The 21,438-nt window shown below is 46.7% G+C and carries 16 protein-coding genes; 10 read left to right on the forward strand and 6 right to left on the reverse strand.

All coding sequences use genetic code 11. The annotated features are described in order from the left end of the window. The first annotated feature begins 43 nt into the window (after positions 1-43). On the forward strand, positions 44-316 hold the full coding sequence (locus tag NSS94_RS03720; protein WP_029515851.1) for a hypothetical protein: 273 nt from the start codon (positions 44-46) through the stop codon (positions 314-316). 75 nt (positions 317-391) lie between these two features. After that, positions 392-1,480, forward strand: coding sequence for a site-2 protease family protein (locus tag NSS94_RS03725; RefSeq protein ID WP_341038685.1), 1,089 nt, complete (start codon positions 392-394; stop codon positions 1,478-1,480). 153 nt (positions 1,481-1,633) lie between these two features. On the opposite strand, the gene NSS94_RS03730 is transcribed toward NSS94_RS03725, so the two are convergent. Continuing rightward, positions 1,634-2,554, reverse strand: a complete 921-nt coding sequence (locus NSS94_RS03730; RefSeq protein ID WP_209949407.1) for an AraC family transcriptional regulator — start codon at positions 2,552-2,554, stop codon at positions 1,634-1,636. A gap of 295 nt (positions 2,555-2,849) precedes the next feature. Between NSS94_RS03730 and NSS94_RS03735 the strand changes: the two genes are divergently transcribed. The 6 genes from NSS94_RS03735 to NSS94_RS03760 all read left to right on the forward strand — a co-directional run bounded on the left by NSS94_RS03735 (position 2,850) and on the right by NSS94_RS03760 (position 11,099). Continuing rightward, positions 2,850-4,856, forward strand: coding sequence for a beta-galactosidase (locus NSS94_RS03735; RefSeq protein ID WP_165148306.1), 2,007 nt, complete (start codon positions 2,850-2,852; stop codon positions 4,854-4,856). A 132-nt stretch (positions 4,857-4,988) separates the two neighbouring features. Next, positions 4,989-6,788 (forward strand): sensor histidine kinase, encoded by a 1,800-nt coding sequence (locus tag NSS94_RS03740; protein ID WP_340931293.1) that lies wholly within the window; start codon positions 4,989-4,991, stop codon positions 6,786-6,788. After that, on the forward strand, positions 6,785-7,852 hold the full coding sequence (locus NSS94_RS03745) for a response regulator transcription factor (protein ID WP_341038686.1): 1,068 nt from the start codon (positions 6,785-6,787) through the stop codon (positions 7,850-7,852). The genes NSS94_RS03740 and NSS94_RS03745 overlap by 4 nt, the downstream gene beginning before the upstream one ends. 219 nt (positions 7,853-8,071) lie before the next feature. Further along, positions 8,072-9,352 carry an ABC transporter substrate-binding protein gene (locus NSS94_RS03750; RefSeq protein ID WP_341038687.1) on the forward strand — a complete coding sequence of 427 codons (1,281 nt, stop codon included), beginning with the start codon at positions 8,072-8,074 and terminating at the stop codon, positions 9,350-9,352. A gap of 38 nt (positions 9,353-9,390) precedes the next feature. Beyond that, positions 9,391-10,275 (forward strand): carbohydrate ABC transporter permease, encoded by an 885-nt coding sequence (locus NSS94_RS03755; RefSeq protein ID WP_029515844.1) that lies wholly within the window; start codon positions 9,391-9,393, stop codon positions 10,273-10,275. After that, the gene (locus tag NSS94_RS03760; RefSeq protein WP_029515843.1) at positions 10,272-11,099 is read left to right on the forward strand and encodes a carbohydrate ABC transporter permease; all 828 of its coding nucleotides are present in this window, start codon (positions 10,272-10,274) and stop codon (positions 11,097-11,099) included. The genes NSS94_RS03755 and NSS94_RS03760 overlap by 4 nt, the downstream gene beginning before the upstream one ends. Positions 11,100-11,506: 407 nt before the next feature. Here NSS94_RS03760 and NSS94_RS03765 read toward each other — a convergent pair whose 3' ends face one another. Next, complete coding sequence (locus tag NSS94_RS03765) at positions 11,507-11,905, reverse strand: hypothetical protein (RefSeq protein ID WP_029515842.1); 399 nt, start codon at positions 11,903-11,905, stop codon at positions 11,507-11,509. Between the two features lie 173 nt (positions 11,906-12,078). Here NSS94_RS03765 and NSS94_RS03770 point away from each other — a divergent pair, with 173 nt between their 5' ends. Continuing rightward, positions 12,079-13,125 (forward strand): hypothetical protein, encoded by a 1,047-nt coding sequence (locus NSS94_RS03770; RefSeq protein ID WP_318627591.1) that lies wholly within the window; start codon positions 12,079-12,081, stop codon positions 13,123-13,125. 283 nt (positions 13,126-13,408) lie between these two features. Here NSS94_RS03770 and NSS94_RS03775 read toward each other — a convergent pair whose 3' ends face one another. Then, complete coding sequence (locus tag NSS94_RS03775) at positions 13,409-16,708, reverse strand: DUF5695 domain-containing protein (protein ID WP_341038689.1); 3,300 nt, start codon at positions 16,706-16,708, stop codon at positions 13,409-13,411. A gap of 151 nt (positions 16,709-16,859) precedes the next feature. Between NSS94_RS03775 and NSS94_RS03780 the strand changes: the two genes are divergently transcribed. Continuing rightward, complete coding sequence (locus NSS94_RS03780) at positions 16,860-17,498, forward strand: pentapeptide repeat-containing protein (protein WP_029515839.1); 639 nt, start codon at positions 16,860-16,862, stop codon at positions 17,496-17,498. Between the two features lie 47 nt (positions 17,499-17,545). On the opposite strand, the gene NSS94_RS03785 is transcribed toward NSS94_RS03780, so the two are convergent. From NSS94_RS03785 to pdxR, 3 genes are all read right to left on the reverse strand, one after another. Then, positions 17,546-19,174, reverse strand: coding sequence for a GMC family oxidoreductase (locus tag NSS94_RS03785; RefSeq protein ID WP_341038691.1), 1,629 nt, complete (start codon positions 19,172-19,174; stop codon positions 17,546-17,548). Between the two features lie 114 nt (positions 19,175-19,288). Next, a complete protein-coding gene (locus tag NSS94_RS03790) occupies positions 19,289-19,717 on the reverse strand; it encodes a DUF1259 domain-containing protein (protein ID WP_341038692.1) in 429 nt (142 codons plus the stop codon). Positions 19,718-19,839: 122 nt separating this feature from the next. After that, on the reverse strand, positions 19,840-21,378 hold the full coding sequence (pdxR, locus tag NSS94_RS03795; RefSeq protein ID WP_341038694.1) for a MocR-like pyridoxine biosynthesis transcription factor PdxR: 1,539 nt from the start codon (positions 21,376-21,378) through the stop codon (positions 19,840-19,842). Positions 21,379-21,438 lie beyond the last annotated feature (60 nt).

Genomic DNA, 21,438 nt, shown 5'->3' on the forward strand with positions numbered 1-21,438 from the left:
CTAACGATATAGAAAAATGAATACATAGGAGGTGGCCAGTAATTTGAACGGACAATTACGGGTCGAACTGGAAGAGCTATTGCTTGCCGAAAAGGAGCTGACCTGGCTACTCGCCAAACTTCGCACAGATGAACAAGCGGCACGTGTATTATATGGGCGTCTGCATGAATGGACTGGGCATTCGGCCAATGCTATCAGAGACCAAATTGAAGCTTTTTTTGTCGGGTTAACGAACAGAATTCATACTTTAGAGCAACAAAAGGCAGAGTTAATTCAGTATGTTGAATTGATGAAACGTACAGACGCTGTACAGTAATGAAGGTAGAGAAGTTTTTACAAGCTGCACATAGCAGGATACAATGGAAGTGTTAGAGAAAGGAGACGGATACTTTTGCAAAATGAAGAGAAAAAGACCGATTCCAAATCCGGCTCATCCAAATGGTACCTTGGTAGTGCAGTAGCATTGCTTCTTCTGAAAGGCAAGTCGTTACTTGCCCTTTTAAAATTCAGTAAATTTGGCGGTGCGCTGATATCTATGGCGATAACGATTAGCACATATGCGATCATTTACCCGTGGGGATTTGCGGTCGGCTTCGTGTTGCTGTTGTTTGTACATGAGCTGGGACATGTATTGGCCGCCAAGCGCAAGGGGCTTCCCGTATCAGCACCATTATTTATTCCTTTTCTCGGTGCGCTGATCACCATGAAACGTCAACCTTTGGATGCGCAGACAGAGGCTTATGTGGCCATGGGCGGCCCGTTACTGGGGACGATTGGGGCTATGGCAGTATACGCAGGAGCCTATGCAACAGACAGTCCCCTGTTGTATGCGCTCTCGTATGTCGGCTTTTTCCTGAACCTGATCAACCTGCTGCCGATTCATCCGCTCGACGGAGGACGGATTTCCACGGCAGTGACGCGTTGGCTGTGGCTGGTGGGTCTATTGGGTGGAATTGTAGTCGTAGTATATTTAAAATCCTTTTTATTTTTCTTGATATGGGCGTTCTTTGCCTACGATTTGTACAAAAAATATGTTAAACGCAATAAAGAAGAGGCTAAGGTCCAATCCTTTTTGCAAAAGCCACTGGTGAACGTACAGCATCTGTATGAACAAGGATATCCGCTGCCTGGACCGGAGCACACGCGCAGATTATCTTTTAATACCTACTCGGATTTAGAGGGGCAGCAATATGTGACGGTGTATATGGAAAGTCTGGATGTGGAGCAGACACTTCTGCTGCCACAGCAGTGTCTTGTCCAGGATGTATGGCTGAACGGTGTGGAACATATACCGACGCCGGATGCGTACCAGCTCAGATTGCTGTGTGGGATTGATTATATTCCGTTTGAAAATGATAAGTATTACGAAGTACCCGCATCATCGCGCTGGAAATTCGGCATCGGTTACTTGGCTTTGGCCGTATTCCTGATGGGGATGATGTATGTGGTGCACCAGCATATAGGGGATATTAGGCTGTGATCCGAATGATGAGAGCTTGGTGAAGATTTTAGATCATTAAGGCAACGGTACAGCTTGTAGAAAATAGAGACAAAAGAGCGCGACAGCCGCAATATTCGGTGTCACGCTCTTTTTTTGGGTTGAATAACACGGTGGAGCCTTTGCTATCCGTCCTTATATCTTAATCCTTTGTTCATTAGTAATCGGTTTTAACGTTTGGCGGTATTTAAGTGGGCTGGTGCCTGTCCAGCGCTTGAACTGTCTGCTGAAATGAGCCAGACTGGAGTATCCGAGCAGGGAAGCTACCTTGTTGAGTGGTAGATTGGGCTGCTGGATCAACACCTTAGCTTCATGCAACTTGGTCTCCGATAGATAGTGACGTGGTGAATAGCCGTATACCTTGCGGAATACTTCCTGGGCATAGCCAGGACTGATCCCGAGAGAAGCCGCCACATCTTCAAGTCGGAACGCTTGCTCGCCAGATTCATCTTCCCGATAAGGCTTAAACCTCGATTGAATAGCTTCCATGATGGCCTTGGCATATTGAACGGATGAAGGCGCAATTCTGGGCTCCAAACTGGTAGATATCATTTGCGAGAATATCCCGAATAGCTCAAATAAGGCAATCTGCATGCGAAAACGGTCTGCTGTCGTATATTCTCCGCTTTCCCGCACCATGCCAATCCAGCTATGGACAACCTTTTGCAGCTTGGCATTCGTTTCAGTACCCGCCGGAAAAAAGAGCTGATTGCTTTTAATCATTTCCTGACGGAATAATGGATCATCGACATTAAAATGAGAGCTAAAATAGTACATGCCGTTTGGGGAAACACACTGACTCACATGTTTAAAACCCGGCGGAATGATTAAAATATCACCTTCTCCAACCGAATATACGTTATTTTCCATAATCGTTTCCTGACGACCTTCTAAAATGAGTGCAATTTCAAAACCGATATGAGATTCCTCCGGCATGCACCAATCCGCTTGGACCCGGTGAATATGGGCGCCAAAAAATTTCACATTCCAGTCAATAATGGGCAGCCATTGGCAATCATGAAATAGAGATGGATCAACATCAGGATTTAATATCATCAGATCACCTTCGATTAGGGCAAATTTTACACCGCTTAGACAATCTCATTGTATCTAACATTTAACTATAATAAAAGAGCGCTTACAAATACTATTGTATAAGCTTTTATATAAAAGAAAGTGCTTATATATAGACATTTTGAAAGTGATGCGGATTATGTTGACATATCTGTTTCAATTATCAGTACTCTATTTGTACTAGCCCGTATATGGAATGCACTTAGTGCTCCGATCTTCGGAGTGGCTGGAATCGAATTTTGCAAAATCCTGATGAACCTAATTGGAGGACGACTTGATGAAAAAGCTACTGTACGGTGTTGCCTATTATGATGAATATATGCCATATGACCGTTTGGACCAGGATATCCAAATGATGAAGGATGCGGGCATCAACGTGGTGCGGATTGCGGAATCCACCTGGAGTACGCATGAACCGCAAAATGGCGTGTTTGATTTTACTTCTGTGGATCGGGTGCTGGACGCCATGCATAAGGCGGGCATTGAAGCCATTGTGGGGACGCCCACCTATGCCGTACCCACGTGGCTGGTGAAGGAGCATCCTGATGTATTGGCGACAACGCCTCAAGGGCCGGGCAAATATGGTGCTCGCCAGATTATGGACATTACGAACCCGGTGTACCTGTTTCATGCCGAGCGAATCATACGCAAGCTGATCGGACGGGTGAGTCAGCATCCGGCGGTCATTGGCTTTCAGACGGATAATGAGACCAAGCATTACAACACGAGTGGGCCTAATGTGCAATTGCAATTTGTAAAGTATCTGCGAGAGCGGTTCGAATCGCTGGAGGAGCTAAACCGCAAATTTGGTCTGGACTATTGGAGTAATCGCATCAATAGCTGGGAGGACTTTCCTTCAGTGGTCGGAACGATTAATGGAAGTTTGGGCGCAGCCTTTTCCCAATTCCAGCGCAAGCTGGTGACGGACTTTCTGGCATGGCAGGTCGCGCTGGTGAAGGAATATAAGCGGGAGGACCAATTTATTACGCAAAACTTTGATTTTGAATGGAGAGGTCATTCCTTTGGTGTTCAGCCAGACGTGGATCACTTTGCGGCATCGCAAGCCTTTGATGTGACTGGGGTGGATATTTACCATCCATCACAGGATGACCTGACTGGTATTGAAATTTCCTTCGGTGGCGATGTGGCACGTTCGACGAAAAATAACAACTATCTAGTGCTAGAAACGGAAGCGCAGGCTTTTACCCACTGGGTTCCCTATCCGGGGCAATTGCGTCTGCAAGCGTTCAGCCATCTGGCTTCAGGGGCCAATATGGTGGCATACTGGCACTGGCATTCCATCCATAATTCCTTCGAAACCTACTGGAAGGGTCTGCTGAGCCATGATTTTGAGCCGAATCCAGTGTATGAGGAAGCACAGACCATAGGGAAGGATTTTGCAAGATTGTCTCCGCATTTGGTCAACTTGAAAAAGAAAAATAAAACGGCGATTCTGGTCAGCAACGAAGCATTGACGTCAATTGACTGGTTTAAATTTAATATGAGTAGTCCGTTGAATTACAATGACATCGTACGTCGTTTGTATGACGAGTTGTATAAACTGAATATCGGGACAGATATTGTTCATCCAGGTACAGAATCGTTTGACGACTATGATCTCTTGATCGTCCCGGTTCTCTATTCTGCCCCAGATGCACTACTGGAGAAGCTGAACCGATATGTGGAAAAAGGTGGTCATGTAGTATACACATTCCGAAGCGGATTTACCAACGAGCATGTGCAGGTGAGAACGTCCCGACAGCCGGGCGTGATTAGCGAAGCCTGCGGCATTCATTACAGCTTGTTCGTGGAGCCGAAGAAAGTGACGCTTAAGAATAATCCTTTTGGGGTGGCACCAGAGGACAATCAGGTAGATACGTGGATGGAGCTGATTACCCCGACGACCGCCGAAGTATTGGCCTATTACGATCACCCGCATTGGGGCAAATATGCAGCAATTACGCAAAACCGCTATGGTCAGGGAACAGCGACCTATATCGGCTGTATCGTCAGCCCGGCGGTCATCCGCGAACTATTCAGCTCTGTAGCCAAAAAGGCAGGAGTATGGGGACTGGATCAGGAAACGTCTTATCCGATCATTGTTAAATCCGGCACGAATGAGCTAGGACGGACAATCCGGTACTATTTTAACTATTCTGAACAAGCAGGCTCGGTGGTCTATCCGCATGGAGACGGCAAGGAGCTGATTGGGGAGCATGCGGTTACCCAAGGAGAAACGCTTCCATTAGAGCCTTGGGGTGTTATAATTATCGAAGAAGCGTAAATGATGAATAATGAGCTGAAACCAACTTACGAATAATATCATATAGGTTTTCCCCGGGAGTATCCGGTACATGAAGCGCCCCTGCGAATTGCGGGGCGTTTTCGCATATGGCTGAAAGAGGAGTGCATCGCTATGCCAACCCGAGCAGTTCGCTGGTTCCGGGCGCTGACGGCCCCGTATCGACGTAGCATTCAGCTCAAGCTGATCTTGACGATGGTTGTTTTGTCTGTGCTGCCGGTCATTGCTGTCACGGTGCTGGCTGCGGAGAAAAGCAGAGCTTCCATGGAAACGGAAGTGGTAGAGACGAACATGTCCAATATGAAATGGACGGGGATCTATATCAGCGATCAGCTAGATCGTCTGAATCATCTGATTTACAGCATTCAGATCAGTCCTGATCTGAGCGATTATTTGAATGAGCGCGAGCCTGACAATCTTTCAAGCCAATTTAATGCCCAGCGAAAAATGCTGAATACGATGGCGAATGTGTATTATTCGGCCGGAAGTCATGTGATCGGCATCCAGCTTTATTCGAAGCAATCGCAAACCTTGTTTACCTTCAATAGCATGCAAAATGAAATTACGACGGTGAGCGGTATTCCCCCACAGTATGCCGAGATGTGGCAAGCGAATAAGGATTATTTGATTCGCCCAAGCTCTACTGACCCGGAACGCTTTACTCTGACGCGCAGTATTCGGCGTTTTGAAGACCAAAAGCAGACGGGAGCTATTTCTTTGGATGTATTGTGGTCTCAATTCGATCAGACGCTGGGCCTGCTGGGACGAGGGGATCAGCATCAAGTGTTGATTACAGATGCAGATGGCAGGGTTATGTATCCAGCACAGGCTCTTCAGTCGCCTCCTCCTGCAGGAGTGCTGACAGCTCTGCGTGACGTTAAGCCGGGCCCCGGGATGATTCAAACTGCTGAACATTATGTGTTCTATAATGATCTGGATGTAGTTGGGCTGAAGCTGGTCAAAATCGTACCCACTTCCTCCATTAACCACAGCGCCTTTTCAACCATGCTGTATGGTATCATCGTCGGCGTGATTTCAATCCTGGTTTCCATCTGCATTGCCGTTTTCATCGCATGGCGGACTGCACGTCCGATTGTTCATTTGGCACGTTCCGTACAGGAGCTGGATATGATCAAAGGGCCGGTTGGACAGCCAAGTACACGTCCGGATGAGATAGGACTGCTGGAAAGAAGTCTGCATGGGATGGCAGGCCGAATCCGCGAGCATATCCAGACAGAATACAGTATCAATTTGCAAAAAAAGACGGCTGAATTGAAAGCGCTCCAGGCACAGATTCATCCACATTTTCTGCAAAATACACTGCAAATGATCGGGAGTATGGTATTTTCTCAAAAGCCGGAGGACACCTATGAAGTTATTCGGTCGCTGAGTGAGATGTTCCGTTACGTGGTACGGGAGCCTCAGGATTTGGCCTCTTTACGCGCAGAGCTCGACCATGTAGGGCATTATATGCGCATCCAACAACGTCGATTTCCCCAAAGATTAGTGTTTCAGGTGGAGACGGAAGAACAGGCGATGGATATTCGTCTGCCTAAGCTATCGCTTCAGCCATTGTTAGAAAACGCGTTTCAGCACGGTCTTGACCGTAAGGCAGGGGCATGGCTAATGGGAATTCGAGTGGAGATTATGAGAGAAGATGTGTGTATTACGGTTTGCGATAATGGAAACGGCATGACCCCGGACAAGCTGGAAAAAGTACGGGCAAAGCTGGAAAACGCGTCGGAGGAACCGATCTGGGCGCAGGGTAGTCATATCGGATTGAGCAATGTGTCTTCACGCATACGGATGAATTTTGGAGTGCACTACGGAGTGATGATAGATAGTGAGCAGGGTGTTGGTACACGTGTTACCATCCGCATTCCATTCATCTCAGCAGAGGAGGGAAAAGTATGATCAGAGTATTAATTGTGGACGATGAGCCGTGGAATCGCGATATTCTGAAGACATTTGGCACATGGGAAAAACTCGGAATGTTGGTAGTGGGTGAGGCTGAGGACGGAGACGAGGCGTTCAGACTAGTCGGGGAGTTAGCTCCCCATATTGTGATTACGGATATGCACATGCCGGGTGCGGACGGAGTGGAGCTGCTGCAAGCGCTAAATAACCATTGTCCTGATGTAAAAATCATTGTCGTGAGCGGATATGATGACTTTGCGTATGCCAAACATGCCATCCGTTACAAGGCCGTCGATTATTTGTTAAAGCCAGTCAATCCTGCCGAGCTGAATGCAGTGTTGCTCAAATGCAAAAACGATCTGGAGGTCAAGGCTGCTGAACAGCAGCAAGAAGCGACGGAGCTGGATTATGAGTTTTTTCACAAGCTGACCCGGTATAAGCAACTGCTGCGTCTTTATTTTAATGAGTTGAACTGTGACGGGGTGAACCTAACTTGCAGACAGGTTATGCAGGAGCTGGAGAGTTATGGAGCGCCGAGTCCACCTATGCTGGGCAGGCTGGTGCAGGAGCTTCTTTCCCTGCTGAAAGAGCTGGCAGCGGATAACGGGCTGGATACTTCTACGGCAAAGGCAGGATTTCTACTGTCGCAGGATGCCGTATCCTCTGTAGAACATGCGCTGGAATTCGTATCGTCGTGCTATGTTCAGGAACTGGATCAGCTCATTCGGCAGCGGAAATACAAAAACAAGCTGAATTTAGAAGAGGTACGGCGATATATCGACAGTCACTTTGCTGGGCCGATTACACTGGAGCAGTTGGCGAAAAACTTTTTTGTGAGCAAGGAGTATATGAGCAAGGTATTTAAGCAGGAGTATGGTCAAAATGTAACGGACTATATTGTAGCGCGAAGAATGGAAAAGGCGCGAGAATGGCTGGTCAATAAACAGGTTTCAATTAAAGCAGTTGCGGAGATGGCAGGATATGAGGATGTGTCTTATTTCTATCGGGTATTTAAAAAGCATTTTGGCATGGCACCCGGTGAAATGAGGAAGGAAGTTTAAAAAAGTCCAATCCAATAAGCTAAGGGTGTCCAATGGCAGAAGTGACCTCCTATTCTATAATGAAAGCGTATACAAAACAAGTTGTACAAAGGAATTTGGCCTTTAGGAAGTTCGCACAGAGCTGAATAGAGGTTGAAGACCGGCGGCATAGCTGCTTTGAATAACAACTGATTTGTCGGTGGGTAGCAGTTATTTTCAAAATAGGGGAGGTCATTTTTTATGAAAATGTGGAAAGGTGTATTGAGCACAATGCTGGTTGGCACGTTATTGGCCGGGTGTGGAGCGAATTCTTCAGGCAGTGACAGCAGCGGTTCCGGTGGAGACGGCAAAATGGTGAATCTCAAAATGTTTATTGCTCAGCCCCGTTTGAAGGAGCACTACGATAAATACATTAATGCGTTCGTAGCGAAAGAGAAGAAAGATAAAAATATCGACGTTACGGTTCAACTGGAGATGCCGCCTGCGGACAACGCTGCACAAATTTTGAAGACAAGACTCGCATCCAACGATGCGCCGGACGTATTTGCATTGCACGCGGTGAATGAAATCCCTCCGTTTTATAAAGCGGGCTATTTGGAGGATTTGTCCGGTCAGCCTTTTGTTAACAAATTGATGGATAGTGTGAAGCCTTCGGTGACAACCAAAGACGGAAAGGTCGTAGCGGTTCCTTTGGAGACGATCTCATGGGGCTACTTGTACAATAAAAAGATATTTAAGGATTTGGATTTGCAGCCGCCGGGAACGTTAACCGAAATGAAGGCAGTGGTCGAGAAGCTGAAAGCGAATAATGTGAAACCGTTCCTGTTGTCCTACAAGGAATCCTGGATTCCACAGCTGTTCGTGCCGCTGACAGCGGGTGCGATGATGAACACACAGAATAAGGATTTTATCGACCGGATGAATCAGGATAAAGGCTCTTTTTCCGAAATGAAGAGCATGTTCGATATTATTGATCTGGTGAATAGCAACGGTACGGACAAGGCGCTGGAAATCGGTGGGGATGATGGATCGGCTGCGTTTGCCTCGGGTAAAGCGGCGATGTGGATTCAGGGACCGTGGTTTGCAGAAACGATTTTAAAATCGGATCCGAAGATGGATTTTGGGGTAGCTCCGCTGCCGATCAATGACGATCCGAATGCGACATTGATCAATTTGTCCACTTCGACTTCGCTGGCTGTATCCTCTACAAGCAAGAATAAGGAGGTTGCGCTCGATTTTGTTAACTATGTGCTGGATGACAAGGATTCCAGTGCGTTCTATGAAGCATTGAAATTTAACCCGATCTCCAAAGTGCATACGTTTAAAAGCTATCCTTGGGTTAATGATGCTACCGAATACGTAAAAGCAGGCAAGTCGTACCAAGATCCATCGATCCCGCAAGCGGTCAAGGACGAGGCAGGCAAATCGCTACAATCCTATTATGCGGGTCAGCTCTCGCAGGATGATGTCATTAAGGCGCTGGATAAGGCATGGAAATCGTATAACAAAGTGAACAAGTAACGGTAACCTACAGAATTACACCAGGAGGGAGAGACTCCATGCCTTTTAAAATCTATAAAAAATACGTCATGCTACTGGCGTTTACAGCCCCGGCGCTGATCTTTTATGCCATCTTCCTGCTCATTCCAACGATCAGCGGCATGTACTACAGCTTTACAGACTGGAACGGATTGAATCCCAATTACAGCTTTATCGGCTTGGGGAACTTTGTGGAATCGTTGAAAGAAGACCCCGATTTTCTCAATTCCCTTTGGTTTACCCTTAAATACGTATTCGTCATGATTGTGCTGCAAAATGTACTGGCGCTGGCACTGGCAGTGTTGATTGAGTCGCGTACACGTACCAAAGGATTTTTCCGGACGATATTTTTTATGCCCAATATGATCAGTACCATTATTAGCGCATTTATGTGGACATTCGTTTTTTCCTCCGTGCTGCCACAGATCGCCGAAAAGACGGCTATCGCCTTTTTGGGCCAATCGTGGCTGGGCGATCCGAAAGTATCTTTCTTCGCTATTATTATCGTGTCGCTCTGGAATGGCGTCGGTTATATGATGATCATCTATCTGGCTGCGCTTCAAGGTGTACCACAAAGCTTGAAGGAAGCTGCGATTATTGACGGGGCGAACGCATTTCAGACATTGCGAAGTGTGACGATGCCGATGATTACTCATGCGATTACGATCTGTTTCTTCCTGACGCTGAATGGTGCCTTCAAGGTGTATGAGGTCGTATACGGACTGACTGGCGGGGGGCCGGGGCGCAGTACACAGGTGATTACAATGAACATTTATGAGGAGGCGTTCTCCAACAACTTCCGTTATGGTTATGCGAGTGCCAAATCTGTTATTTTGTTCGCGATTGTTCTCATTTTCACCCTGATTCAACTGCGTGTCATGAAGAAGAGGGAGGTGGAGGCATGAGGTTGAAGAAAGCCAATTCCTTGCTGATTACGCTGATTTTGTGCGTGGGCGCAGTCGTGTCCTTCTTCCCGATCTACATGGCGGTAATTAATTCGTTTAAAACACAGGGTGAGATGTTTGCATCCTTTACAGCGCTGCCAACAAAGCTTCATTTTGAAAATTACAGTCAGGCTTTTCATCAGACTCATTTGCTGAACAGCGCTCTGAATTCCACGATTATTTCTTTTATCGGCATTGGTGGCATTGTGATCTGTTCGGCGCTGGCAGGCTACAAGCTGTCTCGTACACAGGGGAAACTGAGCAGTGCGATTTTCTTCCTATTTGTCGCATCGATGCTGGTGCCGTTTCACTCCATTATGATACCGCTTACACGAATGGCAAAAGATTTGTCCGTTCAGGGCAGTACGTACGGCTTGGCCCTGATCTATATCGGCTTGGGTGTGAATATGGCGATCTTTTTGTATCATGGATTTGTCAAATCCATCCCGCGTGAGCTGGAAGAATCCGCACAAATGGACGGTTGTAATGAGTTTCAGACGTTCTTTCGCATTATATTTCCTTTGCTGCTGCCGATTACAGTTACTATCGCGATTTTGGATTTCTTGTGGATTTGGAATGACTTTTTACTTCCATTGTTGATGTTGACGGATGTGAACCATTACACCCTGATTCTCTCGACCAATATGCTGTTTGGAGAGTACAACAAGGAATGGTCGCTTATTCTGGCCGCACTCGTGCTGACCTCCATCCCGGTTATCCTGATCTATGCATTCTTTCAGAAATTCATTATGGAAGGAATCGCGGAGGGAGCGGTTAAGGGATAAGGTGGAAAGCCTTCCTATCAATAAGGAAGGCTTTTTCTCTGATTCAGCTTTTTTCGCGCCAACGTTTCAATAAAAAGATAGGAAGGGTTACAAACAAAATTGCAAAGGCTACAATGATCCACCACTGAGGGTCAATGATATACAACACGACTCCGATCAGCAGAACTGTTGTTATTATGGAAATTCTCACTTTCAACATTGTTCTCTTACTCACCCTAGCTTCTAATTTTGGCAGCGTTATGAGGGTGATTGCAGTTAACGCAGCAAAAAATGTTGAGGTAAATGAATTATAGATAATATCAGCTCCTTAATCTAATTACCCACCCAGGAATGTTCGGAATTAATGTGATAAAACAGAAACCCTCCGCTGAGAAAGGCTTTTGTTTTGGAACGACGCACATCCAACGTTACTTCGAGAAAATACTTATAATAAAAAATAAAAGCGAAATGATGATCAAAGTTAGATATATACTAGAAACCCGTTTTCCGATTGTAGCTCCAAACTCTTTAGGATTTTTATATCCAATGATTAAACTGGGAATAAAAAAAATACTGGATAGATAAATGGTGTAGTGAAACCTAGTATTATCGACAGGATTGGACCATGCGGACAATCCAAAAAAGGAAAGCAACTGGTCTCCCAATATGTAATCGCCAAATTCAAAAGAAACAGCCATGCCAAGAAGAGATAACAGCAGTGAAAGTGATCCCCAGCCTACTTTTTTTCTGTTTTTTCTCAACAATTCAAAGATAATTAGTAAAATTGCAATTGCTTGTATGCTGTATGTCAACATGATTGAAAACATAAAGTACCTCCTTGAACATCAGAATCAAATGATAAGATGTCAATTTCGGAAATAAGTGTACCATTTTATGGTATGTTTTCATATGCCTTTCAATATAGCGATCGTAAGATCAAATGGAACGCGAAGCGGCCTTAGCCATACAATATTTCATCTGAATGTAAAAGGAGATGATTATGTTGGCTACCTTCTCGGCCGCGCTTCAAGTAAAAAAGCGGATGGCCAAGCGAGTCTTAAAAATGTCCGGTGTCCACGGCATTGGCGTAGGATACAGGGACCCTGCCCATCCCAAAAAGGGAGCCGCTGTCATTGTGTACACGGACCGTTTAGCGTCGGCCTCTACTGGACTCCTGTCGGCCACCGCATTAGGAAAGAAAACGAACGTTCCAGTCCGAATTGTAAAGACTGGAAAGATCAGAGCCAATGCTACGGACTACAGAATGCGCATACGCCCGGTCATCGCCGGCTACAGTGTCGGGACGATTGAAGGCTCCGGTACAACCGGACTCATCGTTGCCCCAACTGGAGCGCCGGCTACACGTTATCTTTTTAGCAACAACCATGTCCTCAATCCCTCCAATACAGACAATCGGGAGGCTACAATTCAGCCAGGCGGAGCCGATGGGGGGACGGTTGCTCAGGATCGTATAGGACGGCTATATCGTTACGTACGCTTGAATCCCACCGGAACGAACCTGATTGATGGGGCGCTTTCGCTTCCGACCCGTAACAACCTGCTCAATCCGCGTTATGCCACAGTAGGAGCGATTCCGGGTCATGTGACCGCTTATCGCATAGGGGATAGGTTGAAGAAGGTAGGGCGTACGACCGGGCGGGTCAATGGCACGGTAGAGTCCGTCTATACGGACCTGCAAATCAATTATGGTGGAGAGTTGGGCTTACTGACCTTCGAAGATCAGACGGTTATTAGAGGTACGACTCCTGTATCACTACCCGGGGATTCTGGCTCTGTATGGCTCAGACAGTCTGATAATTATGCAGCTGCGGTTAATTATGCAGGCACGGCAGATGGTCGCTTATCCATAGCCTTTCCAGTGCAGTGGGCCATGCAGGTATTCAACACACGGGTAGCCCGCCCCAACGGGGCAGGCAGGGTGCTGAGGGTAGATACAGGATCTTCCCCTCGCTCCTATACTAGACAACTCACCAGTGAGGAACTGGCTCGCTTAAGACCAAGAACGACACGCATTAGACGGAGCTAAACGCCCTCCCGATGGAAAAATTGCCGCTGATCGTCCCGGTAAGGCGTCAATTTAAATGCTTTCCATAGGGCGGCTCACTTCGGAAGCATCACCTCCCCGGATTTCACCCCTGATTACAGAATTAATATAAGAAATCCGGGGTGGAGGCAATGAGAAGCACCAGCAGAAGTAATTCACGATCCCAATCATTTACGACGCAAATGATTCACGACACAGATGATTCACGGTACAAATCATTCACAATCTAAAACGTTAATGGCATGAAATGAATGCATAATGCATTCTAATCTGCCCCCTCAGCATATGCTTGGACTCCCACATCAGGGGCTGTAATGATGCTACTTGCCGAGGCCAAGCCCCGGATTTCCTGAGCGGTCAGGGCTCTGTTGTAAATGATCAGTTCATCTACTGCGCCGTTCAGATAGGGATCATCAAACTGGGATTTTCCAATATAGTTCCGGTCTGTCAGTCCAAGGCTGGAAGGATTCAGCGTCATGTTCGTGTTACGCGTCGCCTCTACACCGTCCACATACATCATTCCAGTATTGCCTGACAAAGTCACGGCGACATGCTTCCAAACCCCTGTTGCCAGCTCCGGCGCATTCAACTGTTGTTCCTTTCCGTTCCCCGAGATAGTGATAGCGAAGCGCATACCAGTTCCCTCGGCCTTAGGTGTCAAAAACATATACCGATCCGTGCCTGCTCCAAAATCAAACAGGCGTGCCCAGCCGTTATGCGTGTTCACCCGTACCCACGCGGCAATCGTAAAGTCATTGAGGCTGCTAACGATACCGCCGGGCAGGCTGGCATAGGCGTCTGTACCGTTAAGGCGCAGGGCATTGCCTTTCCGTCCGGCTCCCCACGCGCCTCCATTTACACTGGCCTGCTGTCCATAACCTGACGAATCGACTGCGGTAGATCCGGCCGTTTCGCCAAATTCATAATGGGCTATAATGTCTCCAGCGGGAGACGGATTACCTGTACTCGACTGAATACGGATATCATAGTTGGCTGCCGTACCGATATTCAGTCTGACCGTGATCGCAGAGCTGTTAGCAGCCGTGACTGATCCGGTTTTTGTGCCGTCTACGAGCACGTCATACGTACCTGCCGCGAGTCCGGTCAAGCTCATAACGGTAGTATGAGTCGTGCCTGGGGTCATATTTTTCAGTGTCAGGCGCATGTTGCTCTTGGACTTGGACACGATGGCCAAGCTATATTGATCCCGGTTCAACTCCAGACTCAGCTTCTGGGTGATCAGATGCAGACGTTGGAATACGCCGTCTTTTGGAGTAACTGTATAGCTGTTATTGCTTTCTGTAACGTCACATCCGTAACCGAACAAACCGAATATGGGATCGACAGCAACATCCGAGCTTAGGATTTTAATGGCTCCAAACAGCCCTAGATCGGCTTCCCCGGACATGCCGCGCCATCCGTTAAAGAGAGGGCCGCCGTCCAGACCGAGTGCGCCATAATTGCCTTTGCCCGCCTGATATGTCCACGATACCGCCCCGATATTGGCAGGATCAGAGCTGATCTGTCCCGAGTTAATCGCCCCGATGTTCGCCAGCTTGGCGGCATAGGATAGGCGCTGGTCCACTTCGGGCTTGGACGAATACCGACGTGTCCAGTCATCCATCGCATAGCCGGCCAGTGAAGTGGTGTACTGGAAGTTCCACCAATTCTCTCCGGTGATAGTGACCGGGTCGGCGTAATAGTACCAGACAGGCATATGACCGCGTGCAGCACGCGTTTTGGCGTTGATTTTACTCATCATGGTCGTGTTGTTGTTCATTTTGGCGAGCGTATATACGGCTTCTTCGCCTGTATTGTCATAGTTATACTCAGAGCCATAAGGATAGGTGGTATTTTTGAAATTGTTGTACTTGGTAGCCATTTTGGCATTCAGGTCGTTAGCCTCGGTGGTCAAGCCTTCTTCCTGAAGCGCTTTAATGATATCAGGTGTAGTCAGCTCACCCATGAGTCCCGTGTTCCAGTTATAGGCAACAGGGCCTTCATACAACGCTTTAAAAATATGATAAGCACGTAGCAAATATGTGTTTTTGCTATTGCGATAGCTGATCAGGTTGGGATACAGCTTGGCAAGTTTATACATGCTAAAAAACGTATTATAAATGTGCGGATAGGCATAGCCCCGGTACGTTGGTGTCGTATTAGGCTGCGGCATCAGGAAATCAGGAACCAGATAATCGGTATGATGGCCTTCCATCAAATTCGTCCAGATGGCCACTTCCAAATAATCATCGACTGCCTTGATCTCAGATGCCACGGGCTTCTGAACGTTTTTCTCCGCCAGAAACTGACCGTGAGTTAGCCCCCAATCGTCACCCCAGCCCCAGTAGCCAGCAAAGCTGTTGCGTTTGGCCTTGTACTGCATCATCCAGTCATCAAAGACCTTGTCCCTCAGGTCGCCCGGCACGTTCCATTGGGTGCTGTTGACCATGAAGGTAGAGTGACGCTGAAGTGCAGCTTCGATTGGCTCGATGGCATAGAACTGGAGAACGGTTTTTTCGCCGTTACCATAGTTAACCGTAATATTGTTATGTCCCAGTCGTCCCAGTGTAAGTTCATATATTTTATGGTTTGTAGGGGCTGTTTCCAGATAGCTGATGGTCGTTTCCGACGGATATTGCGCGGTGACAGAGGTAATGGATTTGCTGGTATGCAGATCGAATTTAGCCTTGAGATTGGTTGGGAAGATCATACCCGGAACCACGGTCACATCCACATGTCCCTCACTGTACAGCCTGTCCTTTACGGCCTGCTCGTCCGCTACCTTGTAAAATTTAAAAGCATACGTTTTGCTTTCACCAGGAGCCAGCGACAGACTGGTGCTTCCAAGATAGCCACGGTTGGTGCTCTTGATGACATTGGAGTGGATATAGAACACATTCAGTCCTTCGGACCAGCCCCCTTGCTCCATAGCCCATGTGCTGCCGGGATGCTCCTCAGTTCTCCAATGGTCCTGATATTCGAGACCAGCCCCCGTTGAGGCATCAGGGATTAGTAGTACATACGGTCCGATGCCGCTAGGTCGTCCGGCGGTAATAAAGGAACTATTATGGCCTACAAAGGAGTGTGAGAGTACTCTGGTTTCATAAATTTGTTCATTATTGCCACCGGACCAATACTCGTTAAACGGAAGTGGCAGTCCCCAATCTCCGATCTCCAGCGTTTGATTAGAGCTGTTCGTTACTTTCATTTGCCAGTGCAAATAATCGTTAACCAACGAATAAGTTTCATGTAAAATGAAATTACGTATTCCCTGATGGTTTGATGAATTCTGATAGGCTACCTGGACACTGTTTCCAGAAGAGGTGATCTGGCGCGCATCAGTAGAATTGCTTGTCCATGCCCGAGTCCACGCTCCGTTGCCGAGACGATAGGTGAACATGAGTTCACCCAGCCATTGATGATCCGACGTATTCTGTTTAGGTGCGTTGGAGCTGTTCATAACATAGTTGGTATTAAAAGTGTCCCCTACCAGTCGCAAGGAAGAGAGATCCCCGTAATCTCCGACAGAGATGGAGAACACTTGATTAGATAGCTGTACTGCCATGTTATCAACCTCCTAACAAAGGTTCGTGAGCGTGCTCACTACGTTAATATATGTGTGAGAAATACTTTTGCTACCCTATGTATGAGAATTGATAGAAAATAGATTCATATAGATATCCTAGAGGGCTCTCAATCGTGGAGGTAGAGATATAATGAAAAATAAAATGGAGTTGCCAAAGATTCCTGCGGATTTACCCGTATTAAATGAAGAAATGCGCTCCATACGATCCAAAGACGAACTCAGTATAGGGTCTGTAGAGGATATCATTTTGGACAATATGGAAGCGGTTAAGGTTTCATTAGAGAAGATGACTTTTAAAAATGTAACGATCATGGAATCGTCATTGCCGGAAAGTGAATGGACAGACGTTATTTTTGATAAATGCGATCTATCGAATGTTAATTTTTCAGGTTCCTTTATCCATCGGGTAGAGTTCAGAAACTGCAAATTGCTCGGAACGGATTTTTCGAGAAGCAGGTTCCAAAACGTTCGTTTTTCGGATTGTTTAGGGGATTATTCGATGTTCCGTTTTGCTAATTTCAAGCAAGTTGGTTTTGAGGATTGTTCTTTGATAAGTGCAGATCTGTATCATTTAACACTACAAAAAACCTCTTTTGCCCGTTGCAATCTGGATCAAGCCACCCTGTCGGGGTCCAAGCTCAAGGGAATTGATCTCAGTGATTGCGAATTTGATGGATTACAAGTAGAGATAGAAGACTTGAATGGCTGCATCATCTCACCGCATCAGGCTTCATCCTTTGTGGGCCTTTTGGGGCTAGTAATTAAATAAGGGGATATATTCGAGTCATCCGCCGCAAATGACGAACGAGTCTCAGGCTACTCTTCATATTCTTCATATCGTTGCCGTCTTAACTTTCGAGCGCGTATATTTTTATCCAGCAGCTTTAATTGTCGTGCTATGGTATATCCTATCAGGTATGCAGCAGCGGATGTGTTACCATCGACCGTGAAGGGGATGATGGAAGCATCGGCAACGATTAAATTTTTGACTCCATGCACGTTACCTCTGCGATCCACGACGCCTCCTCTATTTAATGGGGCCATGCGAAGAGAGCCTTGCTGGTGATGATTATGGCCAAAATTTTGCTTGATAAACTCCTCCAGGTTAGAGTCGTTGTCAATAACGTCAAGCGTAGGAGAAACGAGCTGATATGATGGATCAATGGCCGTCAGCTCTGCCGCTATGTTTTTGACATAATTTTTATATATGTTTTTCACCGCTTCCATGTCCTCGGGATTCGAGAGAAAGCCTTCATCTGCAAGCACGATTTTCAGAGGGTCGTTGTTTTGCAGTTTGATCGATCCCCGGCTTGCAGGGCGTAAGTAAATCAAACCTAAGGTAAGCATGCCTTCCGAACCTATACCTAGCATTTGAACCGCCCGACGATGGTCCTCCGTTCCATTGGGATCAGGCAAGAAGGCTCCACCCGTATATAGAGCACTTGGATCATTAGAAGGCAGTGCGCGATCCTTGGGATTGGTTGAGAAGGAGGCAAAGTTCAGAGTATGGTTACGCAGGCGTTTGCCTACATTGGGATTATTAAATACTACATGAATCCCTTTGTCTTTAAGCGATTTTTCAGGTCCGATTCCGGATAGCATTAATAACTGGGCGCTGTTAATGCCTGCTGAGACGATAACCTTCTTCCGCGCATAAGCTCGTGTACATATTCCTTCACGGAGGAATTCCACTCCTACAGCGCGCTTATTAGTAAAAAGAACGCGCAAAGTTGTTGATTTAAAGAAAACCCTCAACTTCCGGCCGTTTACGCCCTGTCCGGAAGAAGTCATGATGCCTGGCGAGAGAAAAGCGGTTGAAGAGCTTTCCCTGTGTCCATTTGGTTTTTGGAACAACTGCCATCGGGTAAAGGGACCAAGGGGAGTTTTAGGATCGTTATAATCGAGGATTTCCGGAAACCCTGTCGCACGTTCAATGGCCAAGGTTAGTTTTTGCGCCATAGACGTGGGATTTACAGGAGCTTGCCTGATATCAATCCGTCCGCTATATCCGTGAACCCTTGGATTATTCGTTTCTCCATTATATTTTTCTAGTTTTTTGAATCGGCGAATGGCTCTTCTAGGTGACCATAATGGGCCTAAAAGCCTTTCCCATTCTCTAAATACAGCCGAAGTAGGCCGTACATACTGCTCGCCGTTAATTGAAGAGCCACCGCCTAGCAGCCGTCCTGTGGTCCATTCGAATGACCGATCGTCTACTCCATTTTGTGGAATGCCTTCCCCTTGCCAAAAGTATTCGGGGAAAAATTGTTCCTCCAGCTCCAGGGCAAAGGTAGAGTCCCTTATTGGTTTGTCTTTATCGTTATTTTCCCCTGCTTCCAGCACAAGAACCGATGTTTGCTTATCATCCGTAAGGGTTTTCGCTATTACAGCACCTGCAGGACCTGTTCCTACGACAATATAATCAAAGATTAATTTGTTTTTCATAAAGCTCTCCTTTTAGATAAATGGGCTAATGTAGAATATTAATCTGTTTTGTCCTATGTTCCGCCCATAACACAAAAAGACCCGCCAAAGCGGATCTTTGCATTTATTGATAGCTTACTTTTTCTTAATAACCGGCCGTACAGGCTTCGTTGTCAAGACATTAAGCGCGTCACGCACCTCTGTGGCGAAAACAAGCGGTTTTTCTACTTTTTCGAAGTGGATGTACCAGAGATTGGGGTTATCGAATAGCCAGTGATTGTGCAGTGCAGTCACTTTGACATCATGTTTACGAAGTCGAGAAATAAACGGATTAATTTCTGCGGTCAAAATCACGGTTTCACCAAGACATAATCCTTTTCCGTTACGGCCAATACTTTCGAAAGAAAAAGCTTGGGGTATTGCAAGAAAGGATCTGGCCCTTTTCCCTAAAATGATCGGCTTGATGTTATTTCTGACTGTAGATGCAGTACAAACTCCGTTGATGATTTGAGGTGTTGCTTTTAATATAGCTGCAAACTGTCTACAAAGCGGACTAATTGCCATTTCTCTCACTCCAATTCTTTTAAGTTACTAGCATCATATGAAAAAGTAAGGGAATGGAAAGGGCAATTCTTCTTTATCGTTAGTCTAATTTGCTATATACAAAGCGCGAATGGAGTACCTTTTTAAAGCCTCAGCTTTGCTCCGTGATACTCATGTTTGATACTGTCCCATGCCTGGCGCAGGCGCTTAACACCTTCGATAATTTGCTGCTCCGTTAAGTGAGCAAAGATAAAGCAAGCTGATGGAGGTCCCGGTGTCAGTTGGTAATCAGCGGCATCACGCCATGTGACTCCGTAAAATCGTGCTGTCTGCATCAAATGATGATACTGGGCAGAATCATGCTTCCAGATGGCATAGGCATGTAGTCCGCAATTGTTCTGATGCCAGTGAAACAGTTCATTCAACTGCTGTATTTCCCGCTGGAACACGTCGTAGCGTGATCTGTATATGCGAGTCATCCGACGCACATGGCGAACGAAGTCGCCGCGCATCATAAAACGTGCCAGTGCGCGCTGTTCCAAGCGGGCAGGCGGCAGGGGATCGTATAGTCGTTTGGCAGCTGTCAGCGCTTGGGCTAATTCAACGGGCAGGATTGCAAACCCGAGTCGAAGGCTGCTGAACATGCTTTTGGAAAAGGAACCGACATAGATGACACATTCTGCGCGATCCAGTGCTTTTAACGGTTCAATGGGTCGTCCTGCCCAGCGGAATTCACTGTCATAATCGTCCTCAATGATCCACGCTCCCTTGGATGCTGCCCATTGCAAAATATGTTGACGGCGTGTTAATGGCAACACTGCACCGGTTGGAAACTGTCGTCCAGGTGTAACAAACAGCAAGTTGGAATCCCAATCCTGTGGGACAATTCCGTGTTGATCCATTTCGGCAGCGAGTATCTGTCCGCCTGAGGCAGTAACTGCACGGTAGATGCCGGAATAACAAGGATTCTCCAATACAATTCGATCTTGTTCATGAATAAGTAACTGACTTAATAACGTGATTACTTCCATGGAACCACTGCATAATACGACTTGATCCGGGCTGGCCGTAATTCCGCGTGTTCTGCCAACATGATGGCAAATCGCTTCACGTAGCCATTCATCACCGCTCACTGGTGCAGTGGTCTCGTCAGCCGAGGGCTTTTGCAGATCTTTTCCAGCGGCAGTCAGTGCGCTTTTCCATGCGATCTGTGAATTGCCCTCTAATACAACTTCTCCTGCCTGAAAAGAAATCAAAGGCTGTTGCGCACGGTCTCTATCTGTAGTTGAAACAGGAGACGACTGTAAGTTTCGTTCCCTCTCGATCTGCATGATTCGTTGTCCCCATGCTGACAGCGTAGGGGATTTTTGCTTGGCAACGGGTGGATTCTGATTCTGCTGGCTGATTTGAGATGGGTTTGGTAGCACTGCTGTCTGTTGCATAACAAAGGTTCCTCTGCCTACTGCCGAGTCTACATATCCTTCTGCCAGCAGCATATCGTATGCTTCTTTAACACTCCCTCGCGAAATTCCATACATCACAGCCAGATCACGAGTGGAAGGCAGACGCGTACCACTGGCAAGGGAACCATTGAGGATTCCCTCACGAAGAGCATGATACAATGCCAAATATTTTAAATGATATTTATGAAGCGCGCGCTGATAAGCAATCGTAATATCCATACTCTTCTCCTTCGATTGGGCCACTCATTTTCGTTCATATTGGGTCTTTTTATGAATCCA

Origin of the sequence: Paenibacillus sp. FSL L8-0644 (assembly GCF_038008165.1) — a bacterium.
In the GTDB taxonomy this organism is placed as follows: Bacteria; Bacillota; Bacilli; order Paenibacillales; family Paenibacillaceae; genus Paenibacillus; species Paenibacillus polymyxa_D.